Source organism: Shinella sp. WSC3-e (assembly GCF_945994535.1).
Classification (GTDB): domain Bacteria; phylum Pseudomonadota; class Alphaproteobacteria; order Rhizobiales; family Rhizobiaceae; genus Shinella; species Shinella yambaruensis.
The window spans coordinates 1,909,860-1,933,566 of record NZ_OZ000530.1 but is presented as its reverse complement, the minus strand read 5'-3'; the positions used below and the strand labels follow the sequence as shown (position 1 = coordinate 1,933,566).

At 66.1% G+C, this 23,707-nt stretch carries 20 protein-coding genes; 15 read left to right on the top strand and 5 right to left on the bottom strand.

Annotation, left to right across the window (positions count from 1 at the left end; all coding sequences use genetic code 11):
* Positions 1 to 35 precede the first annotated feature (35 nt).
* Together AABF56_RS09685 and AABF56_RS09680 are read right to left on the bottom strand one after the other, a co-directional pair.
* The gene (locus AABF56_RS09685) at positions 36 to 950 is read right to left on the bottom strand and encodes a response regulator transcription factor (protein ID WP_272805758.1); all 915 of its coding nucleotides are present in this window, start codon (positions 948 to 950) and stop codon (positions 36 to 38) included.
* Positions 947 to 4,318, bottom strand: coding sequence for a hybrid sensor histidine kinase/response regulator (locus AABF56_RS09680; protein WP_272805757.1), 3,372 nt, complete (start codon positions 4,316 to 4,318; stop codon positions 947 to 949). Before AABF56_RS09680 ends, AABF56_RS09685 begins: the two co-directional genes overlap by 4 nt.
* 384 nt (positions 4,319 to 4,702) lie before the next feature.
* Between AABF56_RS09680 and urtA the strand changes: the two genes are divergently transcribed.
* The 7 genes from urtA (at position 4,703) to AABF56_RS09645 (ending at position 12,150) form a co-directional block, all read left to right on the top strand.
* Positions 4,703 to 5,995 (top strand): urea ABC transporter substrate-binding protein, encoded by a 1,293-nt coding sequence (gene urtA / locus AABF56_RS09675; protein ID WP_244769466.1) that lies wholly within the window; start codon positions 4,703 to 4,705, stop codon positions 5,993 to 5,995.
* Between the two features lie 373 nt (positions 5,996 to 6,368).
* A complete protein-coding gene (gene urtB, locus AABF56_RS09670) occupies positions 6,369 to 7,988 on the top strand; it encodes an urea ABC transporter permease subunit UrtB (protein ID WP_272805756.1) in 1,620 nt (539 codons plus the stop codon).
* Complete coding sequence (gene urtC, locus AABF56_RS09665; protein ID WP_272805755.1) at positions 7,985 to 9,148, top strand: urea ABC transporter permease subunit UrtC; 1,164 nt, start codon at positions 7,985 to 7,987, stop codon at positions 9,146 to 9,148. The genes urtB and urtC overlap by 4 nt, the downstream gene beginning before the upstream one ends.
* Positions 9,149 to 9,153: 5 nt before the next feature.
* Complete coding sequence (urtD, locus tag AABF56_RS09660) at positions 9,154 to 9,918, top strand: urea ABC transporter ATP-binding protein UrtD (protein ID WP_272805754.1); 765 nt, start codon at positions 9,154 to 9,156, stop codon at positions 9,916 to 9,918.
* Between the two features lie 229 nt (positions 9,919 to 10,147).
* A complete protein-coding gene (gene urtE / locus AABF56_RS09655; RefSeq protein WP_244769469.1) occupies positions 10,148 to 10,843 on the top strand; it encodes an urea ABC transporter ATP-binding subunit UrtE in 696 nt (231 codons plus the stop codon).
* A 205-nt stretch (positions 10,844 to 11,048) separates the two neighbouring features.
* A complete protein-coding gene (locus tag AABF56_RS09650) occupies positions 11,049 to 11,873 on the top strand; it encodes a hypothetical protein (RefSeq protein ID WP_272805753.1) in 825 nt (274 codons plus the stop codon).
* A gap of 43 nt (positions 11,874 to 11,916) precedes the next feature.
* Entirely contained in the window at positions 11,917 to 12,150 is a 234-nt protein-coding gene (locus AABF56_RS09645) for a tautomerase family protein (protein WP_244769471.1), read from the top strand.
* 51 nt (positions 12,151 to 12,201) lie between these two features.
* Here AABF56_RS09645 and AABF56_RS09640 read toward each other — a convergent pair whose 3' ends face one another.
* Entirely contained in the window at positions 12,202 to 12,711 is a 510-nt protein-coding gene (locus AABF56_RS09640; protein WP_272805752.1) for a hypothetical protein, read from the bottom strand.
* A 306-nt stretch (positions 12,712 to 13,017) separates the two neighbouring features.
* Here AABF56_RS09640 and AABF56_RS09635 point away from each other — a divergent pair, with 306 nt between their 5' ends.
* The 6 genes from AABF56_RS09635 to AABF56_RS09610 all read left to right on the top strand — a co-directional run bounded on the left by AABF56_RS09635 (position 13,018) and on the right by AABF56_RS09610 (position 19,563).
* Positions 13,018 to 13,935: a carbohydrate ABC transporter permease gene (locus AABF56_RS09635; protein WP_272805751.1), complete on the top strand. Its 918-nt coding sequence runs from the start codon at positions 13,018 to 13,020 to the stop codon at positions 13,933 to 13,935.
* On the top strand, positions 13,932 to 14,813 hold the full coding sequence (locus tag AABF56_RS09630) for a carbohydrate ABC transporter permease (RefSeq protein WP_272805750.1): 882 nt from the start codon (positions 13,932 to 13,934) through the stop codon (positions 14,811 to 14,813). The genes AABF56_RS09635 and AABF56_RS09630 overlap by 4 nt, the downstream gene beginning before the upstream one ends.
* 29 nt (positions 14,814 to 14,842) lie before the next feature.
* Positions 14,843 to 16,189, top strand: a complete 1,347-nt coding sequence (locus AABF56_RS09625; RefSeq protein ID WP_272805749.1) for an ABC transporter substrate-binding protein — start codon at positions 14,843 to 14,845, stop codon at positions 16,187 to 16,189.
* 189 nt (positions 16,190 to 16,378) lie between these two features.
* Positions 16,379 to 17,983: an arylsulfatase gene (locus AABF56_RS09620; protein WP_272805748.1), complete on the top strand. Its 1,605-nt coding sequence runs from the start codon at positions 16,379 to 16,381 to the stop codon at positions 17,981 to 17,983.
* A gap of 63 nt (positions 17,984 to 18,046) precedes the next feature.
* A complete protein-coding gene (locus tag AABF56_RS09615; protein WP_272805747.1) occupies positions 18,047 to 19,096 on the top strand; it encodes an ABC transporter ATP-binding protein in 1,050 nt (349 codons plus the stop codon).
* Between the two features lie 38 nt (positions 19,097 to 19,134).
* A complete protein-coding gene (locus tag AABF56_RS09610; protein ID WP_272805746.1) occupies positions 19,135 to 19,563 on the top strand; it encodes a MurR/RpiR family transcriptional regulator in 429 nt (142 codons plus the stop codon).
* Here the strand turns inward: AABF56_RS09610 and AABF56_RS09605 are convergent.
* Positions 19,548 to 20,516 carry a formylglycine-generating enzyme family protein gene (locus AABF56_RS09605; protein ID WP_272805745.1) on the bottom strand — a complete coding sequence of 323 codons (969 nt, stop codon included), beginning with the start codon at positions 20,514 to 20,516 and terminating at the stop codon, positions 19,548 to 19,550. The genes AABF56_RS09610 and AABF56_RS09605 overlap by 16 nt on opposite strands.
* An 83-nt stretch (positions 20,517 to 20,599) precedes the next feature.
* Between AABF56_RS09605 and AABF56_RS09600 the strand changes: the two genes are divergently transcribed.
* A complete protein-coding gene (locus AABF56_RS09600; protein ID WP_244769480.1) occupies positions 20,600 to 21,538 on the top strand; it encodes a LysR family transcriptional regulator in 939 nt (312 codons plus the stop codon).
* Positions 21,539 to 21,586: 48 nt separating this feature from the next.
* Here AABF56_RS09600 and AABF56_RS09595 read toward each other — a convergent pair whose 3' ends face one another.
* Positions 21,587 to 22,477, bottom strand: coding sequence for a DMT family transporter (locus AABF56_RS09595; protein WP_272805744.1), 891 nt, complete (start codon positions 22,475 to 22,477; stop codon positions 21,587 to 21,589).
* Between the two features lie 239 nt (positions 22,478 to 22,716).
* On the opposite strand from AABF56_RS09595, the gene AABF56_RS09590 reads away from it, so the two are divergent.
* On the top strand, positions 22,717 to 23,694 hold the full coding sequence (locus tag AABF56_RS09590; protein WP_272805743.1) for an ABC transporter substrate-binding protein: 978 nt from the start codon (positions 22,717 to 22,719) through the stop codon (positions 23,692 to 23,694).
* The last annotated feature ends 13 nt before the right edge of the window (positions 23,695 to 23,707 follow it).

The following is a 23,707-nucleotide window of genomic DNA, read 5'->3' as shown; positions in this document are numbered from 1 at the left end:
CAGCTCATGGCGCACGGGAAGCCGCCTGTCCGTCGTCAGACCTCGTGCAGCACATGGGCGGCCTTCACCGCCGCCGAGGCGCGGTTTTCCACGCCGAGCTTCACGTAGATCTGTTCGAGGTGCTTGGTCACCGTGCGGGCGCTGAGGCCGAGGATCTCGCCGATATCCCGGTTCGACTTGCCCTTGGCGATCCACAGCAGCACCTCGGATTCGCGGTGCGTCAGCGCAAAATGCTGGCGCAGCACCTCATCCTCGGAAAGCCGGTTTTCCGCGGTGAGGCGGAAGAGATATTCGTCCGCGCCGATCGCGCCGAGAAAGGCGAGCTGCAGGCTTGCCTGGCCCGCCTGGCGGATCGCGAAACTGTTTTCGCGCGCGGTGCCGCGGGTCTTCATCCAGGCGTTGATATGGGTCGAGACCGCGTCGAGGCCGTCGTCGCTGCCCGTCGCGGCGTTGACGAGGCGCGTCGCCTGCGGTGTCGACCAGCGGATCTTTCCCTCGCCGCTGACGGCCAGCAGATGCCGGCCCGCCGCATCGAGCGCCACCCGCGCGCTCTGGGCGGAGCGGGCGTTGGAGAGATGCACCCGGATGCGGGCGCGCAGTTCGTCGATGTTGATCGGCTTGGTGAGGTAATCGACGCCGCCGGCCTCCAGCGCCCGCACCACGTGCTCCGTCTCGGTGAGGCCGGTCATGAAGACGACGGGCACGGGGCTGACGGCCGGGTTGGCCTTCAGCTTCAGGCAGGTCTCGAACCCGTCCATGCCGGGCATGACGGCGTCGAGCAGGATGATGTCGGGCGTGATGCGGTCGACGATGTTGAGCGCCGCCGTGCCGGATGTGGCGATGAGCACGGAAAAGCCGGATTGCTCCAGCGCCTCCGTCAGGAAGCCGAGCGCTTCGGGGGAATCGTCGACGAGCAGGACGATGTCGCGCGGGGTGGCCGGTTCCGTCACGGGCGGCGTCCTTTCTCCGGGTCCATGGTTTTCAGGAAGGCGTCGTAGCCGGCAAGATCGAACACCTGCACGTAGGCGCGCACCGCCTCCGTGAAGGGCTGGTGTTTCGGCGTGCGGGCGATTTCGGCCAGTTTCGCCTCTATGCCCCGCACATAGCCGATCTCGCCGAGCCGGATCAACTCCTCCACGTCGTCCCGTTCCGGGATGACGATGTGGGTGCGCGCCGGTTCCTCCGCCCGTGCCTCGCCATGGTAGGTCCATTCGAGCCCCATGTGGAGCGCGAGCTTGTCGGTAAGCTGGCGCAGGTCGAAGGGCTTGGCCAGCGTGTCGTTGTGCCCGGTCTCGGCGGCGGCGGCCGAGCCGTCGCCGATATTGGCCGAGAGCATGACGACCGGGCCGGGCTGGCCGAGGGCGCGCAGCCGCTCCACCAGTTCCCAGCCGTTCATGCCCGGCATGGAGATGTCGATGAGGAAGAGGTCCGGCCTCAGCCCCTCGACGAGGGCAAGGCATTCCGCGCCGCCCTTCGCCGTCAGCACGGTGAAATCGAGCGGCCGCAGCACCTCCTCCATCAGGTTTCGGTGGTCGGCATTGTCGTCGACGACGAGGATGGTGCGCCGCCGCCCCGTATAGCCCTTGATGTGGCGCACCTTCGGCGCCGTCGGGCGGTCGACGGCCGAGAGCATCAGCCGCACGCGGAATTCCGTGCCCCTGCCGCGCTCGCTCGTCACGGCGATCTCGCCGCCGAGCGTCTGGGTGAGCAGGCGCGTGATGGTGAGGCCGAGGCCGAGGCCCGGCATGCGGCCGTGTTCGGCATCGCCGCGCTGGAAGGGCTCGAAGATGCGGGAAAGGTCCTTTTCGAGGATGCCGCGGCCGCTGTCGGCCACCGTGAAGGTGGCGACCTGGCTGCGATAGGAGACGTCGAGGCGGATCGTGCCGCTGTCGGTGAATTTCAGCGCATTGGAGATGAGGTTCACAAGGATCTGGCGCAGGCGCTTTTCATCGGTGCGCACATAGGCCGGCAGGTTTTTCGCGCGCTCATGGGTGAAGGCGACGCCCTTGGCCTGCGCCTGCGGGCGGAACATCTCGATGATCTGGTCGAGGAAATCATGGATGTTGATCTCGTTCGAATAGACCTGAAGCTTTCCCGCCTCGATCTTGGAAATGTCGAGCAGGCCGTCGATGAGGCCGGAAAGGTGGTCTGCGCTGCGCTTGATGACGCGGATCGCGCCCTGGCGCTGCGGCGGGATGCTCTCGTCGCGCTCCAGCACCTGCGCATAGCCGAGCACGGCATTGAGCGGCGTGCGCAATTCATGGCTGAGGCCGACGACGTAGCGGCTCTTGGCGCGGTTCGCCGCTTCCGCCGTCTCCTTCGCCTGCTGAAGCGCGGCGTCCGTTTTCTTGTGCGCGGCGATTTCCTTCAGGAGAAGCGTCGTCTGGCGCGAGGATTCTTCTTCCGCGACGACGCGGCTGTCATGCGCCAGCACATAGAACCAGCACACGACGCCGGCCACCACGGCGAAGACGAAGAAGACCACGGCGATCGTGCGCTCCACCACCGCCGCCGTCTCCGGCGAGCCGGTGCCGACCTGGTGGGCGATCATCGCGAGGATGACGCCCATGCCGGTGATCGACAGGGCCGTCGCGATGCCGTAGCGGCCGAGGCGGGTGGCGAGCGCCGTCGTCACCGGCTCGGGCAGGATGGTTTTGGCGACGCCCGCGACCTGCGCGTTGAAGCGCGCCTTCGGCTTGCAGAGGTCGTGGCAGCGGCTGTCGAGCGAACAGCACAGCGAGCAGATCGGCGCGGCATAGGCCGGGCACCAGGCCATGTCCTCCGGCTCGAACGGGTGTTCGCAGATCGAGCAGGTGATGGTGTCGCGTTGCGCCCAGCTCCGGCGCGGTTTTCGCGCGAGGTAGTATTTGCCGCGCGTCCCCCAGGCGATCAGCGGCGAGGCGAGGAAGGCGGCGACGGCGGCGATATAGGGGGCGAGCGAGGCGGAGATTTCGCCGAATGCACCGAAATGCGCGACGAGGGCGACGACGGCGGAAAAGCTCATCGCGCCGAGGCCGACCGGGTTGATGTCGTAGAGATGCGCCCGCTTGAACTCGATGCCGGGCGGCGAAAGCCCGAGCGGCTTGTTGACGAAGAGGTCGGCCGAGATGGTGCAGAGCCAGGCCATGGCGACGATGGAGAAGACGCCGAGCGTTTCTTCCAGCAGCCGGTAGATGCCGAGCTCCATCAAAAGCAGCGCGATCGCCACGTTGAAGACCAGCCAGACGACACGGCCGGGATGGCTGTGCGTCAGGCGCGAGAAGAAATTCGACCAGGCGAGTGAGCCCGCATAGGCGTTCATTACGTTGATCTTCAGCTGCGAGACCACCACGAAGGCGACCATCAGCAGCAGCGCTGCGCTATCCCACGGCAGCATGTAGCCGAAGGCGGTGTAATACATCTGCGCCGGATCGGCCGCGCGCGTCGAGGGCACGCCTGTCGAGAGCGCCAGCACGACGAGGAAGGAACCGGCGATCAGCTTCGGCGCGCCGACGACGACCCAGCCGGAGCCGGCGAGGAAGACGGCGATGCGGTGGTGCAGCTTCCTCTGCCCGTCTGGCGGCAGGAAGCGCAAAAAGTCGACCTGCTCGCCGATCTGCGCCATCAGCGCGAAGATGACCGCCGAGGCCGCGCCGAACTCAACGAGGGTGAAGGGCGCATAGGTGCCGGGCGGGCCGGAGGGATGATTGAGGCCCGAATAGGCGAGCCACGCGCCGACCTTTTCCCAGTCCGCGAAGGCGATGAAGACGAAGGGCAGGATGTTCAGCACGATCCAGAACGGCTGGGTGACGAGCTGGAAGCGCGAGATGAGCTGCACGCCGTGCGTGACCAGCGGGATCACCACCACGGAGGAGATGATGTAGCCGATCCAGAGCGGTATGCCGAGCGCCAGCTCCAGCGCGCCGGACATGATCGACGCCTCGATGGCGAAGAGGATGAAGGTGAAGCTCGCATAGATCAGCGAGGTCAGCGTGGAGCCGATATAGCCGAAGCTCGCGCCGCGGGTGAGAAGGTCGATGTCGACGCCGTGGCGGATGGCGTAGCGGCTGATCGGCAGGCCGACGAGGAGGATCATCAGGCTGGCGACGAGGATGGCGGCAAGCGCGTTGGTCGTGCCGTAGGACATGGTGATCGCGCCGCCGATGGCCTCCAGCGCGAGGAAGGAGATCGCCCCGATGGCCGTCTGCGAGATGCGGTCCGACGAGAAGCGCCGCGCGCTCTTGGCGGTGAAGCGCAGCGCATAGTCCTCCAGCGTCTGGTTGGCGACCCAGCGATTGTATTCGCGGCGGATCGGGATGATGCGCTGGCGTGCGGCCATGTGTTGCTGTCGTTCCCCTCGGTTGTCTGGTGGGCCGTGTTCACCCGGCCCTCCTTGGGTGCGTTGTGGCGCGCCATGTCCCCACTCTCCGTCATCCTCGGGCTTGACCCGAGGATCCACTCGGCACCCGCGGCTTTGGATCCTCGGGTCAAGCCCGAGGATGACGGAGGAGAGGGCGGTGCCCGCCCAACACACTGACCTTTCGTAGCACACATGTACCGCCCCCGAAATTCCTGCTGCGCCGCAAAAACTTCCCGCTTCTCCCTCCCATCTACGCAATATGACGTATGTGCAGCGCAGCATGCCCGGCCGATAGTCCCCTCCAGCAACGGCTAAAAAACCAATCCGCCCCGTTGCGGTCAAAAGAACAGAGGGGTTCAGACCATGTCCATCAAGGCGCGCGCCACCGGCGCACTGCTCGCAGCCATTCTCTCGACGACGGCCTTCCATGGCGCGTTCGCGGCCGACGACACGATCAAGGTCGGCATCCTGCATTCGCTTTCCGGCACCATGGCGATTTCCGAGACGACCCTCAAGGACGCCATGCTGATGCTCATCGAGGAGCAGAACAAGAAGGGCGGCCTGCTCGGCAAGAAGCTCGAAGCCGTCGTCGTCGATCCGGCGTCCGACTGGCCGCTCTTCGCCGAAAAGGCCCGCGAGCTGGTCTCGGTCAACAAGGTCTCGGCCGTCTTCGGCTGCTGGACGTCAGTGTCGCGCAAGTCCGTCCTGCCGGTCTTCGAGGAGCTGAACTCGATCCTCTTCTACCCCGTGCAATACGAGGGCGAGGAGAGCCAGCGCAACGTCTTCTACACGGGTGCGGCGCCGAACCAGCAGGCGATCCCCGCCGTCGACTACCTGATGGAGAACGAGGAAGTCGAGCGCTGGGTGCTTGCGGGTACGGACTACGTCTATCCGCGCACCACCAACAAGATCCTCGAAGCCTACCTGATCTCCAAGGGCGTGAAGCCCGAGGACATCATGATCAACTACACGCCGTTCGGCCATTCCGACTGGCAGACCATCGTCTCCGACATCAAGAAATTCGGCTCGGCCGGTAAGAAGACCGCCGTCGTCTCGACCATCAACGGCGACGCCAACGTTCCCTTCTACAAGGAGCTCGGCAATCAGGGCGTCAAGGCCGAGGACATCCCGGTCGTCGCCTTCTCGGTCGGCGAGGAAGAGCTTGCCGGTCTCGACACCGGCCCGCTGGTCGGGCATCTCGCCGCCTGGAACTACTTCCAGTCCGTCGACAACCCGGCCAACGCCGAGTTCATCAAGACGTGGAAGGCGTTCACCAAGAACGACAAGCGCGTCACCAACGACCCGATGGAAGCCCATTACATCGGCTTCAACATGTGGCTGAAGGCCGTGGAAAAGGCCGGTACCACCGATACGGACGCCGTGCTCGACGCGATGATCGGCGTCTCCGTGCCGAACCTGTCCGGCGGCTATTCCACCATGATGCCGAACCACCACATCACCAAGCCGGTGCTGATCGGCGAGATCCAGGCCGACGGCCAGTTCGAGACCGTGTGGCAGACCTCCGGCCTCGTCGTCGGCGACGAATGGTCGGATTTCCTGCCGGACTCCAAGGACCTGATCGCCGATTGGCGCAAGCCCATGGAATGCGGCAACTTCAACGTCGCCACCGGCAAGTGCGGTGGCAAGGGGTCGTGATCTGAGGGGTTGAGAGGGAAGGACGGAAAACCCTTCTCCTCAAGCTGAAAGTGCAAGTTTCCCTGGTTCTCTCCCTCAAGGGCAGGGCAATCGCTTATGGAATGTAACCGTCGCCACGATTCTCCTTCTCCCCTGGGGGGAGAAGGTGCCGGCAGGCGGATGAGGGGGAGGTCGCAGGCGCGAAAGATCAAAATGATCCACTCGTCTCACCCCCTCATCCGACCCTTCGGGCCACCTTCTCCCCCCGGGGGAGAAGGGGATGCGGCATCGTCCTGCCACATGCCATTGCCCGGCAGGCAGAGAGGGTCTTCCCGACGAACCGCCATCCCGACGCTCGGGATGGCCACATCACCCAACGCTTCGAGGCCATGAGATGCAAGCGCGGCTCATCCATCGTTTTCTGCAATGCCTCATCGTCGCTTTCTGCCTGATGGCGACCGACCTCCGGGCCGCGGACGACCTGCGTGCCATGATGAACGCGCTCGGCGGCGGCAGTTTCCAGCAGAACCAGAAGCAGGTCGAGGCACTGGCGAAGACGGGCGACCCCAAGATCGTGCCGGCGCTCGAAGCGCTTGCCGAGGGCGATCTCTACCAGCGCAAGGCCGATGGCACCGTGTTCATCGTCAAGCCGGCCGGCGCCAATTTCAAGCTGATCGACGCGCTGACCGGCGACGAGGTTGGCGAGGAGGCCAAGGCCGCGCTGGAAAAGGTCAAGGTCAACAACGGCTTGCGCCGGGTCATCCGTGGTGCGCTCGGCGGGCTGACGCTGATGAGCCCCGATACTTCCGTGCGTCTTCAAGCCGCCGGCACGATTCTGCGCACGCCGACCGCCGATGCGCTCGATGGCCTGGACACGGCGCTTGCCGCGGAAACCGATGGTGCGGTGAAGGCCGTGCTTGAAAAGGCCCGTGCCGCCGCCATCCTGGTGTCCGACCGCCCCGTGGCGGAGAAGAAGGCGGCCGTCGCCACGGTGGTTCAGACCGGCGGGCGGGATTCGCTTTCGCTGCTGTCCGCCGCGCTCGCCTCCGCCGACGAAAGCCTGCGTCCCGATATCGAGATCGGCATCCAGCAGATCGAGGACCAGCTTGCGCTGTGGGCGGCCGGCCAGAACATCTGGTACGGCCTGTCGCTCGGCTCGGTGCTCTTGCTCGCCGCCATCGGCCTTGCCATCACCTTCGGCGTGATGGGCATCATCAACATGGCGCATGGCGAGATGGTCATGCTCGGGGCCTACACGACCTTCGTCGTGCAGCAGGTCATCCGCACCTCCTTTCCCGGCCTCTTTGACTGGTCGCTGGCCATCGCCCTGCCGCTCGCCTTCCTCGTCACCGGCGCGGTCGGCCTCGTCATGGAGCGCGGCATCATCCGCTTCCTCTATGGACGGCCGCTCGAAACGCTGCTCGCCACCTGGGGCGTCTCGCTGATCCTCCAGCAGGCCGTGCGCTCGATCTTCGGCCCGACCAACCAGGAGGTCGGCAACCCGTCCTGGATGTCCGGCGCCTTCGAGCTCGGCGGCCTCACGGTCACCTGGAACCGCATGTGGATCATCCTCTTCTCGCTCGCCGTCTTCGCCTTCCTGCTCTTCCTCCTGAAGAAGACGCCGATGGGCCTGCAGATGCGCGCCGTCACCCAGAACCGCCGCATGGCCTCCTCCATGGGCATCAGGACGCCGTGGGTCGACGCGCTCACCTTCGCGCTCGGCTCGGGCATCGCGGGCATCGCCGGCGTCGCGCTCTCGCAGATCGACAACGTTTCGCCCAACCTCGGCCAGGGCTACATCATCGACAGCTTCATGGTCGTGGTCTTCGGCGGGGTCGGCAATCTCTGGGGCACGCTGGTCGGCGCCTTCTCGCTCGGCATCCTCAACAAGGTGCTGGAGCCCTATGCCGGCGCGGTGCTCGGAAAGATCCTCGTGCTCGTGCTCATCATCCTCTTCATCCAGAAGCGGCCGCGCGGGCTCTTCGCACTCAAGGGCAGGGCGGTGGAAGCATGATCACCTCGTTTCTCGCAAAAGCCCTCGGGCGCAACATCGTCGTCACGGTCGCGATCCTGCTCACGCTCGCCGCCCTCGTGCCCGCGCTGAATCTTCTGACGGCGCCCGATCACCCGCTGCACGTGCCGACCTATATCGTCTCGCTGTTCGGCAAGTACCTCACCTATGCGCTGCTGGCGCTGGCGCTCGATCTCGTCTGGGGCTTCTGCGGCATCCTCTCTCTGGGACACGCCGCCTTCTTCGCGCTCGGCGGCTATGCCATGGGCATGTACCTGATGCGCCAGATCGGCGCGCGGGGCTCCTACGGAAATCCGCTGCTGCCGGATTTCATGGTCTTCCTCAACTGGAAGGAACTGCCCTGGTTCTGGCAGGGCTTCGACATGTTCTGGTTCGCCGCGCTGATGGCGATCCTTGCGCCGGGCCTGCTCGCCTTCGTCTTCGGCTGGTTCGCCTTCCGCTCGCGCGTCAACGGCGTCTACCTCTCGATCATCACCCAGGCGATGACCTTCGCCCTGCTGCTCGCCTTCTTCCGCAACGACATGGGTTTCGGCGGCAACAACGGCCTCACCGACTTCAAGGATATTTTAGGCTTCAACATCCAGTCGCAGGGCACGCGCTCCGCGCTCTTCGCTGCCTCCGCCGTCGCGCTCGCCCTCTCGCTGGTGATCACCTCCGGCATCGTGCGCTCGAAATACGGAAAGATCCTCGTCGGCGTGCGCGATGCGGAAAGCCGCACGCGCTTCCTCGGCTACCGGGTCGAACATGTGAAACTCTTCGCCTTCGTGGTTTCGGCCATGATGGCGGGCGTTGCCGGCGCGCTCTATGTGCCGCAGGTCGGCATCATCAATCCCGGCGAGTTCGATCCGGCGAACTCCATCGAGGTCGTCATCTGGACGGCGGTCGGCGGGCGCGGCACGCTGATCGGCCCCATCGTCGGGGCGATCCTCGTCAACGGGGGAAAAAGCGTCTTCACCGCCGCCTTCCCGGAATTCTGGCTCTTCGCGCTCGGCGGCCTCTTCATCCTCGTCACGCTGTTCCTGCCGAAGGGCATCGTCGGCACCGTGCGCCAGTTCGTCGAGCGGCGCCGGGAATATCGCAAGGCGAAGGCGGCGGAAGAAGCGCGCGCCTTCGCGGCGGCAGAACCCCAGGCGGCGGAGTGACCGGCATGAACACGCTCGCAAGCAATGCAAAACCCACCAGCATCCTCTATCTCGACGGCGTCTCGGTCTCCTTCGACGGCTTCAAGGCGCTGAACTCGCTCTCCTTCGTCATCGAGCCCGGCGAGCTGCGCGCCATCATCGGCCCGAACGGCGCGGGCAAGACGACGATGATGGACATCATCACCGGCAAGACCCGGCCGGATGCCGGCGAGGTCTTCTTCAAGGGCACGGTCGATCTCACCCAGAAGGACGAGGCGGAGATCGCCCAGCTCGGCATCGGCCGCAAGTTCCAGAAGCCGACGGTCTTCGAGAGCCACACCGTGTGGGACAATCTGGAACTGGCGCTCAACCGCGACCGCGGCGTCTTCTCGACGCTGTTCTATCGCCTGACCGCGGAGGACAAGGCCCGCATCGAGGAAATCCTCTCGACCGTGCGCCTGACTAACCGCAAGGACGACCTCGCCGCCAACCTCAGCCACGGCCAGAAACAATGGCTGGAGATCGGCATGCTCTTGGCGCAGGAGCCGGAACTGCTGCTGGTCGACGAACCCGTCGCCGGCATGACGGACGCCGAGACGGCGGAGACGGCGATCCTTTTGAAGGAGATCGCCAAGACCCGCTCGGTGGTGGTGGTCGAGCACGACATGGGCTTCATCCGCGACCTCGGCGTCAAGGTGACGTGCCTTGCGGAAGGTTCGGTTCTGGCGGAGGGCTCGATCGATTTCGTCAGTGCCGACCAGAAGGTCATCGAGAACTATCTGGGGAGGTGAGGGTGTATTCGGTGTTCCTGTCGCTGGAATTCGCTGCGGCGCTACCCCCCTCTGCCCTGCCGGGCATCTCCCCCACAAGTGGGGAGATCGGCAAGTGGCAGAAGCTTTGCTCCCACGCGACGTTCGTAATGGGCGAGGCCTCGCCCCATCCAGTCTCCCCCCTTGTGGGGGAGATGCCCGGCAGGGCAGAGGGGGGTGCCAAGGCCTCCGACACCAGGGGAGCCCCCGCATGCTGACCGTCGAAAACGCCAACCTCCACTACGGCGCCGCCCAGGCGCTGCGCGGCATCTCGCTCACGGCCGAGACGGGCAGGATCACCTGCGTGCTCGGTCGCAACGGCGTCGGAAAATCGAGCCTCTTGCGCGCCATCACCGGCCAGCACCCGCTCTCCTCGGGTTCGGTGGCCTTCAACGGCGTGAAGCTCGACGGCATGGCGCCCTATGGTCGCGCCAGGGAGGGCATCGGCTATGTGCCGCAGGGGCGCGAAATCTTCCCGCTGCTCACCGTCCGGGAGAACCTCGAATCCGGCTACGCGCCGCTGAAGCGTTCGGAGCGCTTCATCCCGAACGAGATCTTCAGCCTCTTCCCGGTGCTGCACACCATGCTCGGCCGGCGCGGCGGCGATCTTTCGGGCGGCCAGCAGCAGCAGCTCGCCATCGGCCGCGCGCTGGTGACGCGTCCGAAAATCCTCGTGCTCGACGAGCCGACCGAAGGCATCCAGCCGTCGATCATCAAGGACATCGGCCGGGCGATCCGGTACCTGCGCGATTCCACCGGCATGGCCATCCTGCTCGTCGAGCAGTATCTCGACTTCTGCCGCGAGCTTGCCGATCACGTCTATATCATGGACCGGGGCTCGATCGTACACGAAGGCGCCGCCGCGACGCTCGACGAACCGGAGGCGCGTCAACATCTGACGGTCTGAAACGCCGGCAGGACGGAAGATCGGCCGGCCCGCGGCTTTCAGCCGGCCAATGAGCCTGCGCGACATGACAGCAGCGGGGCGCCCCGCGCGGCAGGGGCAGCCGTGACGGCGAACGTCGCCGTTCATGGCGTTCGCGAAAACGGATTGCCCGGTTGCGATCGACAGCCGCGCCGCCTAGCCTGCGCGCAAAGTGCAGGAGGTTTTCATGACGCGACGGTTGATTCTCTCATTTTCCCTGGTCGGCTGGCTTGCCGGCCTTGCCGTATCCGCCAATGCGGTGGAGCTGGAGAAGATCGCGGGCCGCACGATCGAGATCAAGGAGCGGGACTTCGAGAAAGTGCTCACCGTCGATGGCCGGGAGCTGCACACGAATGCGATCATCTTCCTGGACGACATCTATGCCTTCGACGGAACGGTCGTGGTGGTCGGCACGAGCTCGGTCGGAGGCAATGCCTGCGAGGGGTCTCCCTTCGTGCTGTCGTTTCCCGAGAAAGGCGCGCCGAGGATAGACGGTCCCCTGGACAGTTGCACGCCCGTGTCGCACGCGGTGGAGGGCTCGACGCTGCTGTTTTCGACGGCGAGCGTTCCCGGGCGGGATACGGAGCGATGGCAGTGGAGCGTCGATCGCGGCATGACGCCGCTTGCCCCCGTGGCCTTCCAGCCGGACGAGGCGCGCGGCTGGAGCAACCTGCGGGAGCGCACCTTCACGCACCCGTCCGACGCCTTCAACAACGCCGAAATCGCAGCAAGCTTCAAGATGGTGCTCGGCTCGGATTTCACGCAGTTCCAGCAATTGATGGCCGGCGTCGGAAGCGGCCAGTTCAAGGGGGACGATTTCGTCGGCACCGCGTGCCGTCCGCATGCATGCCTTGACGAGGCGGGTCTGATCTACCTGTCCTCGAGCGATCGCCGCGCCTATGCGGCCTGGAAGCCGCATGGCGAACGGATCGCGGTGTTTCCCGCCCCGGTGACGGAATGGCCGGAAAAGGCGAGGGCGGAGTTGAAGGAGTGGGCAAAGCAATGGCCGTGAAGGTTTCCAAAGACGGCCGGCAGGTTTCAGCGGGGAGGCGAAGATGCCGCATGTGATCCTCAAGATGATCGAGGGGCGTAGCGAGGAGCAGAAGAGGGCGCTTGCCGAAGCGCTCACCCAGGCCGTAACGGCATCGCTGGGGTGCGGCGAAGACCTCGTGTCGGTGGCGATCGAGGACGTCAAGGACGAGGAATGGATGGCGAGGGTCTTCGTGCCGGACATTCAGCAACGGTCCGATACGATCTACAGGATGCCGGGCTACGGCCCCGAGGACTAGAACCAGTCGCCAGCCGGTCCATGCCGGCCGGCCGATGGCCCTTTTCTGCGCTTACCGGCGCTGAAGCGTGATCCAGCTTGTCGTCACCATCTTGCCCGAAGAGGGGTCGCGGTCCGTCGTCGTGAGCGTCAGGCCGTCATTTCCGGCCTTCGCCACGGAGAGATTGGCGCGGCGATCGCCGTTCACCTTCTTTGCCCAGCCGATGGTGAGATTGAGCGCCTCGCCCTTGCGCCGGCCGGAAAGCGACGCCGGCCCGGAACCGGCTCCGATGTAGGATCCGCGGTAGGTTCCGCCGGAAACCTTGAGATCGACGCCGACGGCCCTCGACACGACGACCAGGCCGCGGCACCGCCCTTTCAGCGACAATGAATCGCCCGACGTGGTCGAGGCGAATGTGCAACTGACGGTGATCGGCTTTCTGTTCGTGCGCAGGCGGACCTGGCCCTGTCCGGCATAGTCGCCCGCGAGGCTGTCCAGAAACCGCTCCTCGCTGGCGCTCGTCCCCGTGGGAAACAGCATCGGGACACAGCAGGCCAGAACGGCCGGAACAATACGATTCATGACATCTCTCCCGCAAACGGAATCAGCTTTCGAAGGTAACCGCAAAGCGACCTGCGAAGTTCCGTCCGGATCGCGGTGCCGCGCGGTTCGCGGTCGGCGATGCCCTGTCGTCGCCATGCGCCTTGGTTATGGATTTTAAAGAAGAAAGCATTTCAGTTTATGGCTGAGATGGCGCAAGGATCAGGTGGAACATAATCTGGGAGGAGATGAAATGTCCGGACGGCGGCGTAAGCCTGCCATGGGCGGGAGACTGCCCGGAACGCGCGGCGACGGGATCGCCCGAGCGCGGCAGGGGTATCTGACGACATGGCGTTGACATTCTGGCGGCGGTCCAGCGTCTTCGCGAAGACCACCACGCTTCCCTTTCTCGTCCTGATCGTCGGGATCGGCGGCTATTCCTGGGCACAGGTCGTTCTCATGGCTTTCTCCCATTTGCGCATCGAGGCGGGGGAGTTCGTCTGGCAGCCGGCCGGGTTCGACAATTTTCGCGAGATCCTCGCCAACGAGCTGGCCATGTACTCGCTGGCGGTCACGGCTCTCTTCGTGGTCGCGACCGTCGTCCTGTCGGTCGTCCTCGGCCTGGTGCTGGCGCTGCTCGTCCAGCGCAGCAGGCGGCTCAACCGCATCTCGCAGGTCGTCCTATTGTGGCCGGCAATCGTGGCGCCCGTCGTGGTGAGCCTCATCTGGCTCCTGATCCTCAGCCCGAACATCGGCGTGCTCAACAAGCTGCTCGATACCGTGCGGCTGCCGACCCAGGACTGGCTCGGCACGGAGGCCGGCGCGATCGTCGCCATCATCATCGTCGACGTCTGGCACTGGACGCCGGTCGCCTTCCTCATGCTCTACACGGCGCTCTGCGCGGTCGACGAGGAGGCCATCGAGGCGGCGCGCTGCGACGGTGCCAACGAGTGGCAGGTGATCCGCTACATCAAGATCCCCATGCTGATGCCGGCGATCATCGGAACGGTCTTCATCCGGGCGATCATGGGCGTGAAGGCGTTCGACGAGATGTACCTCCTGACGGCAGGCGGCCCGAACGGCGCCACGACGCTGGTCTCGCTGCATATCCGTGACGTCTTCTTCGACCAGTTGAACTACGGCTATGGCTCCGCCTTCAGCGTTCTGCTCGTCGCGCTGATGTCGCTCGCCATCGGTGCGGGCATGCTCGTCAGGCACCTGCGCGCCATCCGGCTCTTTTCTGCAACGCGTGAGGTGGAAGCATGACCGCCGGCAGCCATGCCATCAAGACAGGGACCCTTGCCGACGCGCGGCTGCGCCGGCGCAAGGATCTCGCCGACCTCACCTGCGATGCCGTTCTGGCGCTGCTGCTGCTGCTCTTCATCGCTCCCATCGCGTGGATGATCGTGCTTTCCTTCCAGTCGGACCGGGCCATCATCTCCATGTTCTGGGAGCTGGACCTGACGCTGGACAACGTGACCGCCATCCTGGCGGACGACCAGCCCTTCCGCGCGCAGCTCGCCAACAGCCTCGTCATCGTGGCGGGAACGGTCGTCCTGTGCGGTATCGCCTCGACGCTTGCGGCCTACGGCCTTTCCAAGCTGCGGCTGCCGTGGTGGCTGACCGCCACGGTCGGCGCCTCCTGCGCCGTGGTCCCGATGCTGCCGCCGATGGCGCTCGTGCCGGGTTTCTACGTGACGCTGATCCAGACGGGGCTCCTCGGATCGCTCGCCGGCCTCATCATCCTCAACACGATCCTCAACCTGCCGTTCGCCACGCTGCTCATGAAGATCGGCTTCGACGAGATCCCGCCCGCCCTGCAGGAGGCGGCCTCCATCGACGGCGCGAGCGAGGCGCGATCCTTCTGGACGATCATGCTGCCGCTCGTCACGCCGAGCCTGATCACCAGCTCGCTCTTCACGGCCATCATGACGTGGAACGAGTTTCTCATGGGGCTGACGATGACGTCCGGCGGCACGACCTCGCCGCTCTCCGTGGGCATCGCATCGCTGGTGCAGCCCTACGAGGTCCGCTGGGGCCAGCTCTCGGCCGTCGGCAGCCTTGCCGTGGTGCCGATCATGATTGCGAGCGTGCTCGCCAGCAAGCGCATCATCGCCGGCATGACGCGCGGCTCCGTCAAGTAAATGCACCGATTGATCTCAGGGAGGAACAGATGATCAAGCAAACCGAAACCGTGCGCCTGGCCCTATCCCGGCGCCAGGTTCTCAAGGGGATCGCCGCCGCGGGCGCGGCGGGCGTGGCAGGCCTTCCGGCATGGGGGGCGGCCGCCGCCGAGGTCAGGGAGCTGATCGTGCTGACCGGCACGACGCCCTGGCTGCCGGCCTATCAGAAGGCGGCCGCGGCCTATGAGGCGGAAAAGGGCGTGAAGATCACCTTCCGGCCGTTCCCCTATGGCGGCATGCGCACCCAGATGACCAACGCGATCCAGAGCAAGAACGCCGCCTTCGACATCTTCCAGCTCGACGAGCCGTGGACCGGCCAGTTCTACGACAACGGCTGGATCAAGCCGATCGACGAGATCATCGAAGGCTATGCGCTCGATCCGAACATCCTGACCTACGACAACCTGCCGCTGTGGGACAGGCAGCAAAGGCTGGGCGTGGCCGGCGGGCAGGTGATGGGCCTGCCGATCAACGGCAATGTCGATCTCTTCGTCTACCGCAAGGACATCTACGACAAGCTGGGCCTGCAGGTGCCGCGCACCTGGGACGAGGCGATCGAGAACGGGAAGAAGGCGGTGGAGGCCGGCGAGGTCCGGTACGGCTATGTCACGCGCGGCCAGCCGACGACGGGCGGCCAGTCGGTCAGCTACGAGTTCATGCATGTGCTCTACGGCTTCGGCGCCGACTGGTTCACCGTCGACGGCGGCTCGCTCGTGCCGGCGATAAACAGCGAGGCGGCAAAGGCCGCGGCGACGACCTTCCGCCGCCTTCTGGAGCTGGGGCCGTCCCGGCCGCAGACGGTCGGGCAGGCGGATTGCATTGCGCTCATGCAGAGCGGCCAGGCCCTGCAGGGACATTTCGTGGCGGCCGGCATGCCGCAGCTCGAAGACGAGTCCCGCTCCTCCGTCGTCGGAAAATGCGGCTATGCGGTCGTGCCGGCGGGATCGCTCGACCAGCCGGTTCCGGCAAGCGGCGTGTGGTCCCTCTGCGTGCCGGCAGGCCAGGCGCCGGAGCGCCAGCGCGCGGCCGCCGAGTTCATCGTCTGGATGCTGGAAAAGAAGCAGCAGGAGGTCTTTGCCGGCGCGGGCGGCATTCCGACGCGCAAGGACATCGACGTCTCGGGCGCCGGCGCGCTCCGGCCGATCATGGAAGCGGCGCGCGATTCCGCGCCCCTGGCCCGCGGCTCGATCCGATACGTCTTTGCCGCCCAGATGCTCGAGGCCGTCGAACCGGTCATCGGCCAGATCGGCTCGGGCGAGGTGGAGGTCGCCGCGGCGCTCGACGGCCTGCAGGCAAAGCTCGCGGACATCGCCAAGGCAAGCGGTTTTGCGAAGTAGCGAGGGCTGATCCCGTCACGCAGCCCGCCGTGGTGCGGCGGGCCGCGTGAACAGGACGGCTCCGGAACGGAGATTTCGAACACCTGCGACTGCCGGCCCCCGGGGCCGGCGGAACGATCCTGTCGTGCCTGGAGCATTTCCAGCCGAAGCGAAGCCGCTTCGGCGGCGCAACCAACTGAGAGAGCATCGATGACTAAGCGTCCCAATATCGTCCTTGTCCTTGCCGATGACATGGGTTTTTCCGATCTCGGCTGCTATGGCGGAGAAATATCCACGCCGCATCTGGATGGCCTTGCGCGCAACGGCGCTCGTTTTTCGCAGTTCTACAACACCGCGCGCTGCAGCCCCTCGCGCGCCTCGCTGATGACCGGCCTTCACCCGCACCAGACGGGGATCGGCGTCCTCACGAACAATGACCTGCCGCGCGGATATCCCGGCAACCTCAACGGCCGTTGCGCGACGCTTGCGGAAATGCTGAAAGCGGCCGGTTATGCGACATGCCTGTCGGGCAAGTGGCATCTGGCAACCGACATGCACACGCCGAACGACACCTGGCCGACACGCCGCGGCTTCGACAGCTTCTTCGGCACGCTGACCGGCTGCGGCAGCTTCTACGCCCCCGGCACGCTGACGCGCGGGGAGAGCGACGCCTCGGCGGAAGCGCGGGATCCCGGCTTCTTCTACACGGACGCCATCGCCGCCCATGGTGCCGATTTCATCGCGGAGCAGGCGGCCGCCGGCAATCCCTTCTTCCTCTACGCCGCCTTCACCGCGCCGCATTGGCCGCTGCATGCGCCTGAGGAGGACATCGCCCGCTACGAGGGCCGCTTCGACGAGGGCTGGGATGCGCTGCGCGAAAAGCGCATGGAGCGCCTCGTTGCGGAAGGCATCCTGCCGGCCGACACCGCCCTCAGCGCGCGCGATCCGACGCAGCCGGCCTGGGCGGCCACGGAACACAAGGCGTGGCAGGCCAAGCGCATGCAGGCCTATGCGGCCCAGATCGAAGGCATGGATCGCGGTATCGGCCGGATCGTCGAGGCGCTCAAGGCGAGCGGCACGTTCGAGAACACGCTGTTCGTCTTCCTTTCCGACAACGGCGCCTCGCCGGAGGACCTGCCCCAGTTCGATGTCGAGACCTTCATGCAGCGGGCCGACATCCTGCCGCGGGCGACGCGCGACGGCAGGCCGATGCGCGTGGGCAACACGCCGGACATCGTTCCGGGCGCCGAAGACACCTATTCGAGCTATGGCCGCGCCTGGGCGAACCTCTCCAACACGCCGTTCCGCTTCTACAAGCGCTGGGTGCACGAAGGCGGGATCGCGACGCCGCTGATCGTGCACTGGCCGGCCGGCGGGTTTGCGGACGGGGCGATCCTCGATGCGCCGGCGCAGCTCGTCGACATCGCGCCGACGATCCTGGACGTGACCGGCGCCAGCTATCCGCCGCCGGCGCTCGGCCGCGCGGTCGCGCCGCTGGAGGGGCGGAGCCTGCTGCCGCTCCTGCGCGGCGGGTCGCTGCTCGAAGCACCGCTTTACTGGGAGCATACGGGCAATGCCGCGATCCGGGTCGGGCGCTGGAAGCTCGTGCGCGAAGAGCCGAACGGCTGGGAGCTCTACGACCTTGCGGCCGACCGCACGGAGCTCGTCGACCTTGCGGCGGACAATCCCGATATCGTCGCCGACCTTGCGGCCCGGTGGCAGGCCTGGGCTGCCCGGGTGGGCGTCATCCCGTGGGACGTGACGGTCGGCATCTATGTCGAGCGCGGGCAGCACCCGAGCCTTGCCGCCGGCTGATCTGCGGGCCGGTCCCCGGTTGGGACCGGCTCCCCTTTCATATTGTCAAGGAGAGTCACGACGATGGCCTCGGTCGAAATTCACAACGTCCAGAAGTCCTACGGCACGCTCAAGGCCCTGCACGGCGTTTCCATCCAGATCGACGACGGGGAGTTCGTCACGCTTGTCGGTCCGTCGGGCTGCGGCAAGTCGACCCTCCTGCGCATGCTTGCAGGCCTTGAGGAGATCAGCGGCGGCACGATACGGATCGCCGAGACCGTCGTGAACGAGCTGCCCCCCAAGGACCGCGACATCGCGATGGTCTTCCAGAACTACGCGCTCTATCCCCACATGACCGTGGCGGAGAACATGGGCTTCGCGCTGAAGCTCAAGAACACGGACAAGCGCGAGATCCAGGGCAAGGTGGAGCGGGCGGCGCGCATCCTGAATCTCGACAAGCTTCTGCAGCGCTATCCGCGCCAGCTTTCCGGCGGCCAGCGCCAGCGCGTCGCGATGGGGCGGGCGATCGTTCGCGACCCCAAGGTGTTCCTGTTCGACGAGCCGCTTTCCAATCTCGACGCGAAGCTGCGCGTTTCCATGCGGGCGGAAATCAAGAGTCTTCACCAGCGCCTCGGAACGACCACCGTCTACGTGACGCATGATCAGGTGGAGGCGATGACGATGGCCGACAAGATCGTCGTCATGCGCGATGGCGTCGTCGAGCAGGTCGGTGCGCCGCTGGCGCTTTACGACAGTCCCGTCAACATGTTCGTCGCCGGCTTCATCGGTTCGCCGGCAATGAATTTTCTGACGGGAGAGATCCGCGACGACGGGTTCCTCGCCGGCGACGTCCGGCTGCCGCTTGCCGCGCCGGCTCCGGAACTGGTCGGCCGGCGGGCGGTCTACGGCGTCCGGCCCGAACATATCGGCATTGGCGAAGACGGCGTTGCCGCGGAGGTCTGCGTGGTGGAGCCGACGGGGGCCGAAACCTATCTCGTCGTAAGGCTCGCGGGGCAGGAGGTCACCTGCGTCGCGCGCGACCGCCTGGATGTGCGGGTCGGGCACACGGTGCGGCTGTCGCCCGATCCGGGCCGCATCCACCTTTTCGATCCGCAAAGCGGGCGGCGTCTCTAGGGCAGGGGATTTCGCGTCCGTTCGCGGATCCGCGCCGCATGGCCGGCACGCGGGATTCCGGGCCGGCCCTGATGTCCATTTCTCCGTTTTCACCAGGCAAGGAGCGGATCATGAACCCTGGCCACGAACCTCCCCGGACCTGGCGCGAGCTGCATGCCCTCGTCATGGCGAGCGGTTCCGCCTTTCCGCGGCAACTGGCCCTGCTTGTGGACTTCGCCCTGCAGCATCCGGATATCATGGCCTTCGGGACATGTTCGTCGATCGCGCGGCGGGCCGGCGTGTCGGCGACGACCGTCTCCCGCCTCGCGGGCGTTCTCGGCTATCGCTCGTTCCGCGACCTGCGGACGCTGTTCCGGGACGATCTGGTACGCAGAGGAGGCGTGCGCTCCCTGAAGGCACAGGGAAAGGCCGTCAGGCAGCGAACGAGCCCCGGGCGTCCTGCGCAGGAATGTCAGGGCCGGTCATAGGCGAGGCGGAAGCCGATATGGCCCGTCGACGTGTCGGCGCTGTGCCCCATGCGGGCGGCGATGCGATAGCGGTAGCAGTAGCTGATGTGGCAGAGATAGGAGCCCCCCTTGAGAAGGCGCTCGGCATTCCGGCCTGCGAGCGCGTTGCGCGCCTTCGCGACCTGCGTGAGCGGCTGGACGTGAAACGCGTCGGCACACCATTCCCAGACATTGCCGCACATGTTGAAGAGGCCCGCGGGGTTCGGTTCGAACGCGTCCACCGGCGCCGTGCCGCCATAGCCGTCGGCAAGGGAATTGATGTGCGGGAAACGACCCTGCCAGATGTTGCAGTGGATGGCCCGGTCGCCGGGCTCGTCGTCCCCCCATGGATACCGCATCTCCGCCCGGCCGGCCTTTGCGGCGTGCTCCCACTCGGCTTCGGAGGGCAGCCGGCCGCCAGCCCAGCGGGCAAAGGCCTGTGCATCGTTCCAGGAGACGTGGACGACCGGGTGCCGGTCATCCGCACGGAGCGGACCGCCGGGGCCGCCCGGCAGGCGCCATGTCGCGCCGTCGACCCGATGCCACCAGGGCAGGCCGACCGGCTGGCTGGTCACGGTTCCCGGTGCGACGAAGTCCTTGAAGACGAAGCTCCAGCCGAAACGCTCCGCATCCGTGACATGGCCGGTGTCCGCCACGAAGCGGGCGAAGCGCGCATTCGTGACGGCATGCCTGTCCAGGCCATACGCCCGCACCGCCACCTGGCGCGCCGGACCCTCTCCGTCCGCGTCGATGACGGGCCTGTCGGTGCCGACGGTCGCGATGCCCGCGTCGAACCAGGCGACGTCCGCCGGCGTCGGTGCCGTCGCCGGCAGGGCCTCGCCGTTTCGCGCCGGCGCATTGCCGGCGCCTTCGCGGCGCGGCAGGCTGCAGCAGCTTCGTTTCGCTTCCGGGTTCTCCGCCATGTCGCCCCGCATCGCCTTGCCTCGTGTGGCACACACTAGTGAAGCTTTGCCATGCCGTATAATACTTAAATGCTCGAAAGCCATACGGAGGAGTTATGGACCTGCTGCGCAATATCGGCTTGCTGCGATCGTTCCTGACCGTTGCGAGGGAGGGCAATGTGACGGCCGCTGCCGAGAAGATGGGGCTTAGCCAGCCGGCCTTGACGCGGAACATCCGGCGGCTCGAGGAGGAGTGCGGGATAACGCTGTTCGACAGGCATACGCGCGGCGTCACCCTCACCATCTATGGGCAGACGCTGCTGCGTTATGCGCAGATGATCGATACGGAATGCCGCTTTGCCTCGTCCGAGCTGGAAGCGATGCGCAGCGGGCACCGGGGGCACCTCAGGATCGGCGGGGGGCCGTTCTGGGGCGGTACGCTGCTGCCCAAGGCGCTGACGCGGCTGCACCAGCGCTTCCCCGATGTCCGCACGACCCTCGATGTCGGAGTCAACACCGTCATTCACCCCAAGCTCTTCGCCGGCGAGCTCGACCTCGTGGTCTCGGCCAGCCCGCATGACCTGTCGGCGCTTCCGGACCATATCGGCTTTCGGCCGCTCATCACCATCCAGAGCGGGATCTTCGCGCGGGATGCCCATCCGATCTTCGAGCGCTCGCCCCTCGACCTCAACAATCTGTCCCGGTTCCAATGGGTCCTCTACCAGGCCGATACGGACGCCATCGAGCGCCTGAGCGCCTTCCTGAAGTCGCTGGGAATAGGCCCGCCGCGGATCGCGGTCGAATCGAGTTCCCTCATGGCGGTCGTCGAGCTGGTGCGCAGCGGCGACTTTCTCGCCTGCCTTGCCGCGCCGCTGTTCGGGAGCTTCCGCGATATCGGCATTCGCCAGGTGGAGACGACGCGCGAAATCTGGAGCTTCGATGCGGGGATCCTGTATCACAAGGCCATCGAAACCACCGCGCCCTACGAGATGCTGCGGCGGACGCTCACGGAGCTTATCGCGGCCGCCGGCCTCAAGGCGAAGGACGGCCGCTGAGCCGGCTTGCGATGTGCCCGCGGGACGCCGCCGTGCGTTCCGCGCGTTTCACATGAAGATCAGCCCCATGCCGATGACAACGAGGGCCGCGCCGGCCCAGGCGCCGCCGGCAGGCCGCTCGCCGGTCCTCAGCCAGAGCATGGGCAGGATCATCACCGGCGAGGTGGCGGAGAGCGTCGAGACGATGCCGACCTTTCCGCCGGAAAGAGCGAACAGCAGCAGCGTCATGCCGATGGCCAGCGCGAGGATGCCGGTCAGCGCGGTCATCGCCGCGACCTTCAGCGTCAGCGGCCCCCTCGGCTTCACGGAGGGGATCGGCAGCTGGAGCAGGATGCTGAGGCAGAAGGCGGCGGTGCCGACGCGCAGCAGCGAGGCGAGGAAGGGATCGATGCCGGTCGCCATGACCGGCCTGGCGAGGATGGAGCCGATGGCCTGGCCCGTCGCCGCGCCGATGCCCAGCAGCACGCCGACCGAAAGCGGCCCCTTGATCGCCTCCCATTGGTGCATCTGCGCCCGGCGCTTGCCGAAGACAATGGCCAGCAGCACGCCGAAGGCCGTCAGCAGGATGCCTGCCACCGCGAGGCTCGACAGGGTCTCGCCCAGCACCAGCCACCCGAGCAGGGCGGCAATCGGCGCGTTCAGGGCGAAGAGGATGCCGGAGCGGCGCGGGCCGAGACGGTTGAGCGTTTCGAAGAGCAGCGTGTCGCCGAGGAAGATGCCGATCAGCCCGGACAGGAGCAGCGGCCCGGCGCTCGCCATGTCCAGCTCCCGCCAGACGCCGGTGAACAGCACGTAGAGCGCCAGCAGACCGGTGACGAAGACCTGGCGTGCCCGGTTGAAGGCCGGTGCGCCGAGATGGCCCGCGGGGCCGGCCGAGATCAATCCGGTCAGGGCCCAGCAGGTCGCGGCGCCGAGCGCCGCAAGTTCATGGATTGGCATCGTTTTCCGATCGGTGCGTTACGGTCCGGGAGAAAATTTCGCGTCACGCCGTTAAAGCGGGATCGAATGGCTTTCGTCCAGAGCTGCCGGCGTCAGTCAACAGGGGACTTTCGGTTCGATGCGGGTTTCACGACCGGCACCCGATCGCGGCGCGGGCCTGGCGGGGCACTGCAAAGGCTGTCACATGGGTGTCAAGCGACGGGCGTAGGGAGCGATGACGTTCCCGGAAGGATGCTCCCATGAAAACCCTTGTCTCCGCCGCCGCTCTCCTCGCCGCCAGCTTCGTTGTCCTGCCGGCTTCTGCCGCAAATCTCGTGCTCTATACCAGCCAGCCGAACGAGGACGCGCAGGCGACCGTCGACGGCTTCATGGCCGCCCATCCCGACATCAAGGTGGACTGGGTGCGCGACGGCACGCCGAAGATCATGGCCAAGCTCCAGGCAGAGATCGCGGCCGGCAATCCGGTTGCCGACGTGCTGCTGATCGCCGACACCGTCACGCTCGAGCGCCTGAAGCAGGACGGCAAGCTGCTCGCCTATCTCTCGCCGGAAGCCGGCAACTACGATGCCAGCCTCTACGACAAGGACGGCCACTACTATTCGACCAAGCTGATCACCACCGGCATCGTCTATAATACCGCGGCGGCGATGAAGCCGGCGCGCTGGCAGGACCTCGCAAAGCCGGAGGCCAAGGGCCTTGCCACCATGCCGAGCCCGCTGACCTCGGGCGCCGCCCTCATCCACGCCCAGACGCTGGCCTCCGTCGACGGCCTCGGCTGGGACTACTACAAGGCGCTCGCCGAAAACGGCGCCACGGCGGCGGGCGGCAACGGCGCGGTGCTGAAGGCCGTCGCCTCGGGCGAGAAGGCCTATGGGATGGTCGTCGACTACATGCCGATCCGCGAAAAGGCGAAGGGCGCGCCGGTCGCGTTCGTCTTCCCGGCCGAAGGCGTTTCCGCCGTCACCGAGCCTGTCGGTATCCTTGCATCCTCAAAGAATGCCGAGGCGGCCAAGAAATTCGTCGACTACGTTCTTTCGGTCGAGGGCCAGGAAGGCTTCGTCAAGCTCGGCTACATCCCGGCCCGCAACGGCATCGCCATGCCGGACGGTTTCCCGGCGCGCGAGACGATCCGCGTGCTGCCGCTCGATGCGGCTGAGGCGCTGAAGAACACCGACGCGGACCTGAAGACGTTCTCCGGCTATTTCGGCTCGAACTGAGGCACACCGCCAC

Coding starts and splice junctions, on each gene's coding strand:
- AABF56_RS09680 (WP_272805757.1), bottom strand. CDS start 4,318: ATGGCCGCACGCCAGCGCATCATCCCGATCCGCCGCGAATACAATCGC.
- urtA (WP_244769466.1), top strand. CDS start 4,703: ATGTCCATCAAGGCGCGCGCCACCGGCGCACTGCTCGCAGCCATTCTC.
- urtB (WP_272805756.1), top strand. CDS start 6,369: ATGCAAGCGCGGCTCATCCATCGTTTTCTGCAATGCCTCATCGTCGCT.
- urtC (WP_272805755.1), top strand. CDS start 7,985: ATGATCACCTCGTTTCTCGCAAAAGCCCTCGGGCGCAACATCGTCGTC.
- urtD (WP_272805754.1), top strand. CDS start 9,154: ATGAACACGCTCGCAAGCAATGCAAAACCCACCAGCATCCTCTATCTC.
- urtE (WP_244769469.1), top strand. CDS start 10,148: ATGCTGACCGTCGAAAACGCCAACCTCCACTACGGCGCCGCCCAGGCG.
- AABF56_RS09650 (WP_272805753.1), top strand. CDS start 11,049: ATGACGCGACGGTTGATTCTCTCATTTTCCCTGGTCGGCTGGCTTGCC.
- AABF56_RS09645 (WP_244769471.1), top strand. CDS start 11,917: ATGCCGCATGTGATCCTCAAGATGATCGAGGGGCGTAGCGAGGAGCAG.
- AABF56_RS09640 (WP_272805752.1), bottom strand. CDS start 12,711: ATGAATCGTATTGTTCCGGCCGTTCTGGCCTGCTGTGTCCCGATGCTG.
- AABF56_RS09635 (WP_272805751.1), top strand. CDS start 13,018: ATGGCGTTGACATTCTGGCGGCGGTCCAGCGTCTTCGCGAAGACCACC.
- AABF56_RS09630 (WP_272805750.1), top strand. CDS start 13,932: ATGACCGCCGGCAGCCATGCCATCAAGACAGGGACCCTTGCCGACGCG.
- AABF56_RS09625 (WP_272805749.1), top strand. CDS start 14,843: ATGATCAAGCAAACCGAAACCGTGCGCCTGGCCCTATCCCGGCGCCAG.
- AABF56_RS09620 (WP_272805748.1), top strand. CDS start 16,379: ATGACTAAGCGTCCCAATATCGTCCTTGTCCTTGCCGATGACATGGGT.
- AABF56_RS09615 (WP_272805747.1), top strand. CDS start 18,047: ATGGCCTCGGTCGAAATTCACAACGTCCAGAAGTCCTACGGCACGCTC.
- AABF56_RS09610 (WP_272805746.1), top strand. CDS start 19,135: ATGGCCGGCACGCGGGATTCCGGGCCGGCCCTGATGTCCATTTCTCCG.
- AABF56_RS09605 (WP_272805745.1), bottom strand. CDS start 20,516: ATGCGGGGCGACATGGCGGAGAACCCGGAAGCGAAACGAAGCTGCTGC.
- AABF56_RS09600 (WP_244769480.1), top strand. CDS start 20,600: ATGGACCTGCTGCGCAATATCGGCTTGCTGCGATCGTTCCTGACCGTT.
- AABF56_RS09595 (WP_272805744.1), bottom strand. CDS start 22,477: ATGCCAATCCATGAACTTGCGGCGCTCGGCGCCGCGACCTGCTGGGCC.
- AABF56_RS09590 (WP_272805743.1), top strand. CDS start 22,717: ATGAAAACCCTTGTCTCCGCCGCCGCTCTCCTCGCCGCCAGCTTCGTT.